Source organism: Mesorhizobium sp. M0195, from assembly GCF_040322115.1.
Taxonomy (GTDB): Bacteria; Pseudomonadota; Alphaproteobacteria; order Rhizobiales; family Rhizobiaceae; genus Mesorhizobium.
In genome coordinates this window covers 62,824-75,207 of sequence record NZ_JAMYSV010000017.1, presented here as the reverse complement: position 1 = coordinate 75,207, position 12,384 = coordinate 62,824, and the positions used below count along the sequence as shown (strand labels likewise).

General features: G+C 59.8%; 11 protein-coding genes and 2 pseudogenes. 4 read left to right on the top strand and 9 right to left on the bottom strand.

Annotation, left to right across the window (positions count from 1 at the left end):
* Window positions 1-175: 175 nt before the first annotated feature.
* Window positions 176-838, top strand: a complete 663-nt coding sequence (locus NKJ12_RS25410) for a sugar transferase (RefSeq protein WP_502896122.1) — start codon at window positions 176-178, stop codon at window positions 836-838.
* A 459-nt stretch (window positions 839-1,297) separates the two neighbouring features.
* Here the strand turns inward: NKJ12_RS25410 and NKJ12_RS25405 are convergent, their stop codons facing one another.
* The 3 genes and pseudogenes from NKJ12_RS25405 to NKJ12_RS25395 all read right to left on the bottom strand — a co-directional run bounded on the left by NKJ12_RS25405 (window position 1,298) and on the right by NKJ12_RS25395 (window position 3,491).
* Window positions 1,298-2,203 carry an HlyD family secretion protein gene (locus NKJ12_RS25405; protein WP_352705827.1) on the bottom strand — a complete coding sequence of 302 codons (906 nt, stop codon included), beginning with the start codon at window positions 2,201-2,203 and terminating at the stop codon, window positions 1,298-1,300.
* 3 nt (window positions 2,204-2,206) lie between these two features.
* A pseudogene (locus NKJ12_RS25400) lies at window positions 2,207-2,605 on the bottom strand (polysaccharide biosynthesis/export family protein); the annotation flags it as partial.
* A 13-nt stretch (window positions 2,606-2,618) separates the two neighbouring features.
* Entirely contained in the window at window positions 2,619-3,491 is an 873-nt protein-coding gene (locus tag NKJ12_RS25395; RefSeq protein ID WP_352705783.1) for a glycosyltransferase family 2 protein, read from the bottom strand.
* A 245-nt stretch (window positions 3,492-3,736) separates the two neighbouring features.
* Between NKJ12_RS25395 and NKJ12_RS25390 the strand changes: the two genes are divergently transcribed.
* Window positions 3,737-4,969 carry a glycosyltransferase gene (locus NKJ12_RS25390; protein ID WP_502900471.1) on the top strand — a complete coding sequence of 411 codons (1,233 nt, stop codon included), beginning with the start codon at window positions 3,737-3,739 and terminating at the stop codon, window positions 4,967-4,969.
* Here NKJ12_RS25390 and NKJ12_RS25385 read toward each other — a convergent pair.
* Complete coding sequence (locus NKJ12_RS25385; protein WP_352705778.1) at window positions 4,962-5,996, bottom strand: glycosyltransferase family 4 protein; 1,035 nt, start codon at window positions 5,994-5,996, stop codon at window positions 4,962-4,964. The genes NKJ12_RS25390 and NKJ12_RS25385 overlap by 8 nt on opposite strands.
* A gap of 288 nt (window positions 5,997-6,284) precedes the next feature.
* On the opposite strand from NKJ12_RS25385, the gene NKJ12_RS25380 reads away from it, so the two are divergent.
* Both NKJ12_RS25380 and NKJ12_RS32310 read left to right on the top strand, forming a co-directional pair.
* Window positions 6,285-7,559, top strand: a complete 1,275-nt coding sequence (locus NKJ12_RS25380) for a glycosyltransferase family 4 protein (RefSeq protein ID WP_352705776.1) — start codon at window positions 6,285-6,287, stop codon at window positions 7,557-7,559.
* A 137-nt stretch (window positions 7,560-7,696) separates the two neighbouring features.
* Window positions 7,697-8,033 (top strand): annotated as a pseudogene (locus NKJ12_RS32310) (glycosyltransferase family 2 protein).
* Here NKJ12_RS32310 and NKJ12_RS25370 read toward each other — a convergent pair.
* The 5 genes from NKJ12_RS25370 to NKJ12_RS25350 form a co-directional block, all read right to left on the bottom strand.
* Window positions 7,984-8,940 carry a glycosyltransferase family 8 protein gene (locus tag NKJ12_RS25370; protein ID WP_352705819.1) on the bottom strand — a complete coding sequence of 319 codons (957 nt, stop codon included), beginning with the start codon at window positions 8,938-8,940 and terminating at the stop codon, window positions 7,984-7,986. The pseudogene NKJ12_RS32310 and the gene NKJ12_RS25370 overlap by 50 nt on opposite strands.
* Window positions 8,941-8,998: 58 nt before the next feature.
* Window positions 8,999-9,208 carry a hypothetical protein gene (locus NKJ12_RS25365; protein WP_352705773.1) on the bottom strand — a complete coding sequence of 70 codons (210 nt, stop codon included), beginning with the start codon at window positions 9,206-9,208 and terminating at the stop codon, window positions 8,999-9,001.
* Between the two features lie 68 nt (window positions 9,209-9,276).
* Complete coding sequence (locus tag NKJ12_RS25360) at window positions 9,277-9,408, bottom strand: hypothetical protein (protein WP_352705771.1); 132 nt, start codon at window positions 9,406-9,408, stop codon at window positions 9,277-9,279.
* Window positions 9,390-10,013 carry an oligosaccharide flippase family protein gene (locus NKJ12_RS25355; protein ID WP_502900474.1) on the bottom strand — a complete coding sequence of 208 codons (624 nt, stop codon included), beginning with the start codon at window positions 10,011-10,013 and terminating at the stop codon, window positions 9,390-9,392. Before NKJ12_RS25355 ends, NKJ12_RS25360 begins: the two co-directional genes overlap by 19 nt.
* 1,088 nt (window positions 10,014-11,101) lie before the next feature.
* Window positions 11,102-11,998: a glycosyltransferase gene (locus NKJ12_RS25350; RefSeq protein WP_352691193.1), complete on the bottom strand. Its 897-nt coding sequence runs from the start codon at window positions 11,996-11,998 to the stop codon at window positions 11,102-11,104.
* Window positions 11,999-12,384: the final 386 nt, after the last annotated feature.

Here is a 12,384-nt window from a genome sequence, read left to right as displayed (position 1 = left end):
AAAAGTGTGGAGAACAATTCGAAACAGCGACCCTCCCATGACAACGAATGCCGTCGAGAAGCCGTCGCATCAGGGAACCCCGATCTGGGTTCAGTCACCTCGACTGTCGGCGACCGACAGCAGAACGATAGCACTGCCCGTTATTCCCGCGCCCGACCAGGACAGTGCCGGGACAGTGTTGACAGACCTGTCGCCCGCCACCAGTACACGAGCGACGGAGCCTCCCTTGGGAGGTCTCCTGAAGCGGATCATGGATCTGGTCGTAGCGGTCATGGCACTTGTGATCGCCGCGCCAGTGATGATCGTCGTCGCCCTGCTGATCAGGGTGACGGCGGGAGGCCCAGCAGTGTTTTCGCACAGCCGAGTTGGCTTCGGCGGGAAACCGTTCAATTGTTACAAGTTCCGCTCGATGGTTGCCAATTCGGAAGAAGTTCTAAAAGCATATCTCAAAGCCAATCCGGGAGTCGTCTTGGAATGGGAGGAAACCCACAAGATCCGGGACGATCCTCGCGTCACATTCCTTGGGTGGATGCTTCGCAAGTCAAGCCTGGACGAACTCCCCCAGCTCTTCAACATCATCCGCGGCGACATGAGCTGTGTGGGTCCAAGGCCCATCGTGAATGACGAACTCAAACGGTACGGCGACCACCTGGGGGAATACCTTCGGACGCGGCCGGGACTCACTGGCCTGTGGCAGGTGAGCGGAAGAAGCAGCATGGACTACGCCAACCGCGTGGCGCTGGACAGCCAGTACGTGCGGAACTGGTCGGTCTGGGTCGACGTCGTGATCCTGTTCAGGACCGTGTTCGCGGTCATTCGCATCGACAGAGCTTGCTGAAGTCCGCAAGGATCACCGTTCGTCCCGCCTCCGGTGCACGGAAAGGAACAGACCTACGATATAAGCGCAGGCCAATGCGAATGCCAGGATCAGGAATTTGGCGACGGTCACGTAGCCCGGCAGCCCTAGGGAATTCCAGACAAAACTCCCGATCAGTAGCAGGCCGGTGGCCGCGATAAGGGCGGGAGCCTTGAACCGCACTCCCAACATAACGCCGACCGCCGATACGGCCACTACACTTATGAGCACGATATCTCCACTGGTATCCCGCGGGACCAATTGGCTCTTTGCGGCAGGGAAGGTTCAGTCAGGGTGTGATTTCTGTCACGTTTGGCGGCTCCCTGATAGGGTGCCTAAAAGTACATGGCAACTGCCCCGGTTCACGCCAACGCGTCAATTCTGTGGGTGACCGATCAACGAGCGAACGAGGCGAAGGCCGCGCTGGACCATACAACTTGATCAGTTGGCGCCCAGAACCGCTATCGGCTCCGCCTGAGAGCTGCCGCCTGCAGGCAGCGCAGCCAAGCCTGACTGCGGCAGTGGGATCTCGATCTTCACGGTATCGCCGGGCTCGACCGGCGTCGTTTCCTCAACCGTGAGTTCTTCCGTGCCGCTGTCGGACGTCCTCACGATCTTGAAGATCGGCTTGGCCCTTTCGGAGCGTTCCCTGAGGGCGAGCAGAGCAGGGGCCGTGACCTCGGTTTCGTGCAGCAACTGTACTGCGGTGTCGACTTTACTGCCGACTTCATTGAGCTGTAGCTGCGTCTCCCTCAACGTCTCGGCGACCTCGCTGGTATGGCGATTGCTGAGGTCGAGGATCTCGATGTCAGTCTTGCTTATCTCCTGCCTGACCCGCAAGAGCGAGGTCTCGGCAGCCAACCTGTCGCTTTGCATCTGGGCGACCATTCCCGCCAGAGAGAATTCCCGCGGAGCAACCGCAAGCCCTTTCTCGACAAGGGTCGAAACGCCCGCAAGCTCCTTCTGGACGAGTTCGACCCGTTTGTCGTGGAAGGTCAGCTGCTTCTCGAGCGAGACCAGTTCGTTTTCCAGGAACTCCCTGAGTTCGTGAAGTGCACGGAGTTGCGTCGTCAGCGCGTCCTTGCGAACAGCGAAGATCTTGCGCTCCTGCTCCATCGTCAATCCGACCGTTCCATTCGAAGCCCTGTTCTTCAGTTCTGCAGGGAAAGAGATGTCGTTGCTGCCAGCCAGTTCGGATTCCAGTCGCGCCTTGCGGGCAAGCAAGCTGACGTTGGTCAGCGCCAGCAATCCCACGTCACCTTGGCCCGCGATCACTTCACGCTCGAGTCTCAAGACGTCTTCCTCGCGTGTCCGCAGGCCGCCCGCGATCCCCACCGCCTGCAGCACCGTCAGTCCGGGCCTATAGGGAAACTCGCCGGGCTGCGCGACGTGGCCGACTATGTAGAACGGTCTGTACTGGACGATTTCGACGGCGACATCCGGCTGGCGGCCGAGGCCCATATGCTGCGTCAGGCGGTCGCTGATCGCGCGGGCGAGGTCGCCGGGGGCGGTGCCTTGCGCGCGTATCTGGCCCGCAAATGGAAGGAAGAGCGTGCCGTCGGCGCCGACAACGAAATCGTCGTTGAGAGCCGTCCATTCGAAGATCACATCGCGTGATGCGCGCCACTCGTAAATTTTGAGCCTGACCTTATCCTGCGGTCCCAGGAGATACTCGGCAGCCCCCGTCGGCAAGGGGCAGGCCGCGGCCACGTGTGAAGCCGCCACCACCCTGACCAGCCATTTTCGCATTGTCTTCCTCACATCAGATTTTCAGGATGTATTCGGGTTCGATCCGTCCTGTAGCCACGTGCAGGATCGCAAGCATGTTGCCCCTGAGCCTGCCCCTCCGATCGACAAACGGCTCGGGCCACAGGCTCTTTGCGAGGTTGGCCGCTATGTTCCTGAACATCAGGGGAAGCGCGAAAGAGGCCGGAACAGTGCCCTTCTTGATCAGGTAGATCGCATTCGCAACCTGGGAGTATCCGAACCGCTCTCCGCTGACACGCCCTGTCTTGATGCCGAGATGCACGCCCGTGATTGAAGTCACGCAGACCACTCGGCCCCGGGACCTCATCTGGCTGGTGAAGTCGATGTCTTCCTGCCAACCATAGAGGACGAGCCGTTCGTCGAAGCGCAAGTCGTCCACAAACGAGGAACGGAAGGACATGTTACATCCGTATGCGCCGAGATGGTCGACCACCGATGGTCCGTCTTGTTTTTTACCCTCGGCCTCCCGCAGGGCGGCTTCGGCGTCTTCCCAGGTGAGCCCCGCGTTGTTGGCCCCGTCCCTGACGACCGCGCCCGTCACCACCGCCCAGCCGCTATTTTCAACGAAAGCCTTCTCGACCTGCTCCAGGTATTCGGCGGACGGAACGAAATCGTCGTCGAAGAATGTGATGATATCGAAGCGCTCCAGGGAGGGTACAAGAGCCGTGTTCCGCTGGGCAGACGATCCTATCGGCCCGAAAACGAGCGACAAAAGGAAAGGACAGCTTTCCGGCAGCTCGACATGCGCGGCGTCGGGCGCCGACACTATGACCTCGTCGGGAAGTCTCGTCTGGCCACCCAAATATCTGAGCAGGCGCGCGACCTGTCCGCTGCGGCCAAGAGTCGGGATGATTACGGCGAGTCTCATGCTGGATCCCGTTTCGGTTCCCGCGGACCGTAAGCCGACGAGAGGACCGAGACAGCCTGCATAAAAGGAGACGGCAGGAGCTTGGCCTACCTCGGGACACAGGCTTTCGGAGTACAGCCGGTGAATGCCCCACAGCCATATGTACTAGGCAGGCATGCACCCGGATCAACCTGTAACCGATCGGACAACTTGCCGGAGCCATAACACGGAATGGAAACTGCTGGCCTGCTGAGGCTAGGCGAACCATGCTCCACGAACGCTCTTCCGATTTGGCCATCGCGGCCAAGGTCAACGTGCCGATCGAGGAGTTGCCCGCCGCGCCGGGGCCCGGCGTCGACAGGTACGCGAAGATCGCGGTCGTTCATGACTGGTGCCCGAATTTCCGGGGAGGTGAACGGGTTCTGGCGCAAATTTGCAAGCAGTTTCCTAATGCCGAAGTCTTCACGCTTTTCGATTTCTTGCCAGCCGATGTAAAGGAGAAATATTTCCGCGACGTAGAATTCCATACGTCCGCAGCCAACCGCATACCAATGGTGCACAAATTCTATAGGTCTCTCTTCTTCTTTTGTCCCTTCCTGATCGAACAGTTCGATGTGACAGGTTACGACGCGGTGATCTCGTCGTCGGCCGCATTTTCGCGCGGCGTGATCACCAGGCCGGACCAACCGCACCTTTGTTATGTGCACAGCCCCGTCCGCTACGCCTGGGACGAGCAGTTTTCTTATCTTCAGCAAGCGCGGCTTGGTTTCGGTCCCAAGGGAATGCTCTATCGGTACATGCTGCACCGCCTGAGGACGTGGGACACCAGGACCGCGCACGGGCCGGATATGATGCTGGCGAATTCGAACTACGTCCGCTCCCGAATCCAGCACATTTATGGGCGCCAGGCACGCGTCGTTTTCCCGCCTGTCTCTCTGGGAGAACTGCCCTGTGTGGAGGACAAGGACGACTACTACGTTTCGGCGTCCTTCCTCGCCCCTTACAAGCGCACCGACCTCGTCATCCGGGCCTTCAACGAAATGCCGTCGCGGCGGCTAATCATCGTTGGCGAAGGGCAGCAATCATCCACTCTGCGAGCGCTTGCCGGCCCGAACGTCACCTTCTCGGGTTATCTGCCTCGGAAAGACTATGTGGACAGCTTGGCGCGGGCAAAGGCCATGGTCTTTGCGGGCTGCGAGGATTTCGGCATAGCGCTGGCCGAGGCGCAGGCCTGCGGAACGCCACTGATTGCCTTCGGCCGCGGCGGGGCGGCAGACATCGTGCAGCGCCTTGGATCATCCCTCGAACCGACAGGAGTGCTGTTCAAGGCTCAAACTGTCGATCACCTCAAGGAGGCAGTCGAATGGTTCGAAGAGAACAGCTATGCCATCACGCCCAGCGCCTGCACCAGGAATGCAGGACGCTTCTCCGAAGAGAACTTCGACCGCGCGATCCTGGAATCGCTCGGGGCTGTCCAGGCACTTCACGAGATCATGTAAGTTCGCGCGCTCTGACGACCTTCGTTTCCGTATCGATTCCGTCAGCAGCAGCCATTACCTCGAGATAGCGTAAGGCGGTAGCCCTCCAACTGTATGCCGAGGCTCTCGCCCTGCCCTTGCCTATCAACTGGAGTCGCAAGGCCTGAGAACCGTGAAGCTGCACGAAGCTTTCGAACCATGCTTCCGGGTCGTCGGGAGGTGCAAACAGGGCTGCGCTCCCGCAGACTTCCGGCAGGCTGGCGCGGTCGGAAACCACCACAGGGCAGCCGACCGCCATCGCCTCGAGGACCGGGAGGCCGAAGCCCTCTGAAAGGGAGGGGAAAGCTAGACACAGCGAGTCCCTCAGGAGGGCCGCCAACTCGCCATCGGAAATGCGCCCGAGCCAGTGGATGTTTCGGGCTTCGGCCCGGGCTGATGGTGATCTAAAAACACGAGAATCCGACATCCCGACAATCGCGATCCTGAGTCCGGCCTCGCCAAGATGGTCAGCCATGTTCAGGATGAGCTCCACATTCTTGTGGGGTGCGGCACTGCCGATCATAACGATGGTTTCCCGCGAGGCCGCCAGTCGTGTCGCTACCGAGTGTTCAGGCCTCCACCGCAAGGCATGCTCATGGCCGTTCGACGCTACGAAAGCCCCTTGTGCCGGGATGACGCCGCGGCGGACCAGTTCGCCCAACGAGTAATCGGAAACCGTCGAAATACCCCACGCCGTCTTGCCGAGCCATGGCAACAGATTCCTATAAACTACTCTAAAGGCGATGGAATAGCTCTGCGGAGCGTTCCAGACGTTTGCGTCATGAATGCAGACGATGTGCTTGTGGGAAAGCAGCGGTCCGGTGTTGCAGAGGCTGAGCAGTCCGCTGCCGTTTAGCGATGACGGGAGTTGCACCTGCTCCCAGACATGCCCCCTCTTGCTGCCGATCTCGCGGCGTTCTATGGAAACGAGGGGGATGTCGCCCGACCCCGGCGGACAATGCAGTCCGACTTCGAGACCGCGGGCGAGAGGCTCCTGTTCCGCGATCAAAGCGTCGAGCGAACGGACGACCTCGCGCGCATAGCGCTGGACGCCTGTCGTCGGTTGGGAAAGAAAACGCCCATTTATCGTCCAACGCCGTGCCATGCGTTCCCCTTTTTAACCCTCAGTGTGCAGCCGCGAAGACGGGCGGTCATCACGGCCATTGGGTCATCGGGGCTGACCGGGAATCATCCAGATAGGCGAGGGGGATAGTGTGCCTACCTCAAACGTCTGAGGACCCTTGCACCCCCGAGAATGCTAGTCTGGCTCGCGACGCCGAAAGGGCGGGGGAGCGACATGGGCAATCTCGAAACCGATACGACAAAGTGGCCACCAAGACGGCCCAAACAGGTGAACAGAAACAGCGCCGACACAGTGCTGGCGAGATCGCTTGCCGAAGATCCCGAATATCTGGTCGCGCATCCCGGCAGGACGTGGGCGGACAGCGAAACTGCGAGGCGGCGTTGGACGATAAACGGCGACTTCACCACGCTCAGACCGACCGGAATAGCTCGCTACGCCAGCGAGGTGACCATGGCTCTCGACGCCCTCATTTCGGAAGGGCACCCGCTTGGTCGCGATCTGGAGATCGATCTCGTGGTGCCGCGTCCGCTTTCCGAACCTTTCCGCCTCAACGCCATCTCCACCCGAGTCGTTCCCGAATTCAACTTGCCGCGACTTCCCCAATTGTGGGTGCAGGCGCAGTTGCCCTGGCACGTGCCCGGAGGATTGCTAAGCTTTTGCAACCTCGCTCCCATCGTGCTGAAGCGCCAGATCGCGTGCATCCATGATATGCACACTAGGCTCATGCCGTCGAGCTACGGGCGGGGTTTCAGGTGGGCGCACCGACTGATCTTGCCGGCACTTGGCAGGCGAGCCGCCCGCATTACGACGGTGTCGCAACTCTCGCGCAGCCATCTTGTCAAATTCGGGATCGCGCCAGCGGAAAACATCGTCGTCACTTACAACGGCAGCGACCATGCCAAGAGATGGAATGCAGCAAGATCGTCACTGACCGTGGACCGCGGCAGGCCGTACGTCCTCTGTCTTGGAAGGCGGGACCAAGAATACAAGAACATGGGGCTTCTCGCCAAGCTGGCCCCGCTCCTCGATGGGATGGGTCTCGATCTCTGGATGCCCGGCGATGTCAATGAGAACACGGTCCTGCGGTACGTCCCGGAAATGCCCGGGAACATCGTCCTCCTTGGCCGCATAGGGGACGACGACTTTAAGAAGGCGCTCGAAGGCGCCCTGTGCTTCCTGTTCCCGTCACGGATCGAGGGTTTCGGGCTACCCGCCGTCGAAGCGATGGCGTCGGGCTGCCCGGTCGTGGCCTCGACCTCGCCGTGTCTTCCCGAAATCTGTGAGGATTCGGCTCTCTATGCCGATCCCGACGACGTCCATTTGTGGGCCGAAACCGTCCGCCTGCTGATGCTCGACCCAGCGTTGCGGGAGCGGTTCATCACCAAGGGATACGCCAGGGCGAGCAGTTATTCCTGGCGATGGATTGCGTGGAAATACCTCGAACTCATGATACAGGTCGACGCTGATTTTGGGGAGTTCCGCAATTGACCGGCTGGCAATCTGCGGCAAGCAGAGCCAGGAAGCCGAAAACAGTGAAGGGCTAGCGGGAGAGCCAATTGGCAAGCCTCGACGTCGTTATACCGTGCTACAACTACGAGCATTTTCTGTCCGAGTGTGTCGGCAGCGTGCTGTCCCAGGATGTCGAACGCCTCAGGGAGATCATCATCGACAACGCTTCGACGGACGATAGCATCGGGGTGGCAAGGTCTTGCGGCACAGGACCCGAGGGTTGAAGTCGTTTGCCACGAGAAAAACCTTGGGCGCAACGGCTCCTTCAACGAACCCATCGACAGGGCCGAGGCCGACTACTTCATGAACCTTTGCGCCGACGACATTCTCGCAGCAGACACGCTCGGCCACGGAGCGAAGGCGCTCAAACGCGCAACAGCGGCCCTTCCGGAAAAAGTCGGAATTAAAGGGATCCGGCAGATAAGAGTCGCAGGATTTTTGCCTTCCTCGTGATCTTGCGCCATGGGTAGATCCAGTTGAGCCTGTTTTTTGTCCGCCGCCTATGCGAAATTCCCGCGCGCATCTGAGCCTCAGGCGGCTTCGGCGTTTTCACATCGCAGTCTACGAGCAGCAGCTCTGCCATCCGGTGGAATCTGTTAAAATACTCGTCCCAAGGCCATCCCGGCCTATCCCAAGGCTTTGGCCCGCCGGTGAAGTGCCAAATTGCCGGCGCGAACCCGTTCCTACGCGGGTCGAGGACCATCATGTGCTCGCTCTGGTAGTTGTATGTGAGCGGCAGCATATCAACGCGGCCGTAGGCGGCGTGATTCAGCGCGCTCTGATCTGACGAGCGGCAGCGTTCAGGGTGCTCGAATAGGAATTCCAGCGCCTCCGGAACGATGCTGTTCCAAGCCTCGCGCGACGTGTAGATCACACCCGAATTGAAGTAGCTGTCTGCATCGCAGTCCAAGCCGTTCAGGTAGGCGAGCTCGTGCTTCTTGCCCCGGCTTTTCTCGTCCATGAACATGCGCATTACATCCGGGGCCGCCATGATCCTTCCGGGGGAAGGCCGCACAGCCAAGAGGCTGTCCAACTCTCCGTCGACCATCGTGTCTCCGTCGATGTAGAAGAATCTGTCTATTTCCTGGTCGAGCAACCCGTCGAACCAGAGCCGAGCCAGTGCGATCGCGGGGAGATATCTGTCGCGGTGGAACCGGGTTGCTTCCTCGAGCTGAGATAGATGAGCCGCCTCTATCCTGATCTTGGTGCCCGCCACCGCATGGTCGAACTGGCTGGCCCATCCGGGATCGGAATTGACCACGAATATATAGACCGGCACATCAGCCGCTGTGTGGTGATCAGCCGAAAGAGCCGCCGAGAAGGTCGGCAGCAAATAGTTCTCGTTACAAATAAGGACTATCGCAGAGCCTTTTGTTTCCGAAGGAGTTGCTGACAGAACATTCTCCTATGCGCAAGCCTCATTCACCCGGGCGGAGCTTGGCTCGCCGGAATACCGGGATGGTCTTCATTATCTCGTCAAAGAGCGGATGTCGGGTAAGAATCAATGCTGTTGCCCATCCGCTCAACGCAAACAATCCCGCCCCGAATGCCTGCCCGAACAAAAGGGCGAAGCCGGAGCCTGACAAAGCGATCACGGACAGCGGAGCAGCCGCGCTCGCCATGGCCACGACAGCGCTTCTCCATAGCGCTGCAGCGATGTCCCTGCGTCTCAGTCCCAGCCTGCGCCGAACGAACCTCAAGGCAACGTATGCCTGGAAAGGAAGGTCACCAGCATGCACCAGGCGGCCGCCTGCAGTCCGCCGAAGATCACGGCTATGGACAGGAGAATGCCGGAAAGCGGGAAGACGATCAGTGCGCGGATAAACAAGTCGCATCCACCGCAACCATCACCGGGTAATTGAGTTCGAAACTGAAGGAGAAGAGGAGCGCGACTGCGACGACTTGCACGAGCGGAGCGACCTCGATCCATTGATGACTGAGCACGACCACGACGGGGTAAGCCAGAACCGAAAGCACGAGGAGAGCGGGCCAGCGGAGTGCGGTGACAAGAGAAAGGGCGGCGAGATACGGGCCCTTCAAATCCCTGCCTTGCCTAACCTCGGCGGAGAAGGCGGGCAGCACGACCGTCATGGCACCTCCGAGGACCAGTTTGTCGGGTATCTGGCCGATCAAGAGGGTTCTGCTGAACAAGGCTGCCGTATGCGGTGACACGAGGCGCCCCAACAGGAGTAGGGGCAGGGCGTCAAAGATGCCGTAAAGTATGGCGACAACGCCGTTGTATCCACCGAACGAGGTCATTCCGCGCCAGTTGACCAGGGACGGCTTGAACATCCAGAAATGGGGTCGCAAGGCGAGGGCGACGCCTGCGGCAAGACCGCTGCCGATCAACCAGCCCCAGGCGAAGCTCATGTAGGTGAAGCCCGCCAACGCCAGCGCGATTGTTGCCGCGGAACCCGTCGTGGTCCCTGTTATGTTGATGGCCGCTACCTTGCCGAAGGATTTCCCGCCGCAGGAGAGCGTTGATCAGGATGAATGAGGCGTCGAGGAAAAGGCAGATCGAGATGACCCGTAAGTAGGAAACAAGATTCGGCTCCCCGTAAAGCGACGCCACGCCAGGGGAACGGCGACAAGAACGGCGGCGATGATTCCCGTAAGGATGAATATCACCATGAAGGCCCCCGATATCCTCGCGGCTCAGTTCGTCGCGCTGGATGAGGAAGTTCGAACTGGAGAACTCCCTAAATGGACATGACAATCGCCAGGATGGCCATGCCGATCACCGAGACCTGATCTCCTCGGGCGTCAATATTCGCGAGACTACGGCTGCAGTGACAAAATTCGTAACGAGCAGGACGTAGCGTTCACCTGTGCTCATAAGGAGTCGCGTTTTACAGAAAGCATGCGTGCCCTTCTTCCCCAACAGGCCGGGCGCGGCCGCCTGGATGCGGCACGGATAGTCCGACACACCGGTTGGAAGGTCATGCCGTCTAAAAGGCTAGGGAAGGCCCCCGTCTAAAGGAGTAGCGGTGCAAAACGCAGCCCCCTATCTGCAGTCGTCGAGTGGACGGCCGATTTCCCCCGGAGGCCGCGATGCCCCCAACACGCGGACCTGCTTTTCCCGATCCGACGACAAGTGCGTAGCCGACGACACCGATCGCGAGATGGCCAGAAAGGGGATTGAGTGAGGAAAGGCAGGGAAGCCGAGTAGCGGACCAACATTATGATTGAGTTTTGCACCAGCCCGCCACCCTCCGGCAACATAGCGGTTGCGTGCTTGAGAGCTGGCCAAGGCAGACGCTGTCGAAAAGCCATGCCTCGGAAAGCATGCTTGCCCTTCTTCACTCCAAGGCGATTTCGGGGAGTTCGACAGTTAAGCGGCTGCCAGTCCGCGGATTGATCTCCAGGAGAGCACGATGAACGAATGGACCGACCCGCACGGACCAGACGCCGCGGGCCTGCCGGCCACCCTATCAGTCGTGTGTTCTTTGCCTGCCCGCTCCGAGTCACATCGCTCCGTCAATCCAACTAAGGCTCGAGAAGGCCCTGCCTCCCTACGCCATCTATGAAGGCGGCTTGTTTTCAGCCACCTGGCCTACCTTGCCGAGCCAGGACAGGAACGGGCCATAGCACGCATCGTAAGAAAAGAGATTGGCGAAGACACGGGCAGTACCTTCGGATTTCTGACGCCGGAGTTCCGTATTGCTCAACAGCGCGATGACCGCCTGCGCGAAGTCTGCAGCGCCGTTAGCGACGATCGCTCCCTCATCGAGTTGATGGGCGTCACCGGCGTCCACCCCTATTGAGGTCGTCACGAGGGGGCGGCCGTAAGACATGGCTTCGGCCACCTTGATCTTGACGCCGGCAGTACCGGATACGAGCGGAGCCACGACAAGCTGGGCGCGTCGATATTCGGGACCAAGGTCCGGGAGCGGCCCCACACGCTCGAGGCCGTCCGCCTCCGGCGTAGCCTCACGCGTGGAGGCAATGGTTCCGACGATCCGAAACCTTGCCGTGGGGCAGAAGGTTCGAACCGCTGGCCAGATCTCCGACAGGAACCACGAGAGCGCGGCACGATTCGGGTCTGTGGCATTCCCAACAAAGAGGACGACGGGCTCATTGCTTTCCGGCGGCTTTTCGTGATTGCTGAAGCCCATGCCGAGAGGGATCACGTGTCTTACCCCGAGTCGGTCGCGGGCGTAGGAAGCGTCATCATTGCTGTTGAAACCGACGCACTCCGCCGCGTTCAGCGAGTGGGACAGTCTCTGCTCCTCAGCCAAGATTTTGCCCGCGCCATGGTTTCCTCCAGCCTCCCAGTGCGACGCCCCACTGCGGTGCTGAAGATGGCCAACGAGCGAGAAAATCCTGTGACCGTTGCGAGAGAGAGAGGGAGCGAAATGTACCGCCTCATGGAACAGTATGACTGCGTCCGGTCTCAGTGCATCGATACGTTCCAGCACCCACTGAATTTCTCCCTCGGGACATTCCGTCCCTGGGGGAACCGGTGCGGCTCTCCGTCCGAGGAACGATCCGGCCAGATTTCTGAGGCCAAGCAGTTCTGTGGATAGAAATGTCCTCCGGCCCAACCTGATGCTTTTACGAACCTGCCACGAAAAATATTCTTCTATTTCATATGCACTCCTGCAGATTGGGCTCCTTCGTCCGCGCGCTATGTCGGATACATACCCGTGTACCTCGTGCCCGGACTTCAAAAGATATTGGCCGAAGGCCTGAATATAGGCACCGTCCCCGCCGAAGAAAGCGTCGTACGGATAGCTATGGACGATTGCTATAGCAGCCATGTCCTACCCCTAGGGGCTTCTCTCGGGCAGTAAGAGTTTCGCCG

Coding starts and splice junctions, on each gene's coding strand:
- NKJ12_RS25380 (WP_352705776.1), top strand. CDS start 6,285: ATGGGCAATCTCGAAACCGATACGACAAAGTGGCCACCAAGACGGCCC.
- NKJ12_RS25390 (WP_502900471.1), top strand. CDS start 3,737: ATGCTCCACGAACGCTCTTCCGATTTGGCCATCGCGGCCAAGGTCAAC.
- NKJ12_RS25395 (WP_352705783.1), bottom strand. CDS start 3,491: ATGAGACTCGCCGTAATCATCCCGACTCTTGGCCGCAGCGGACAGGTC.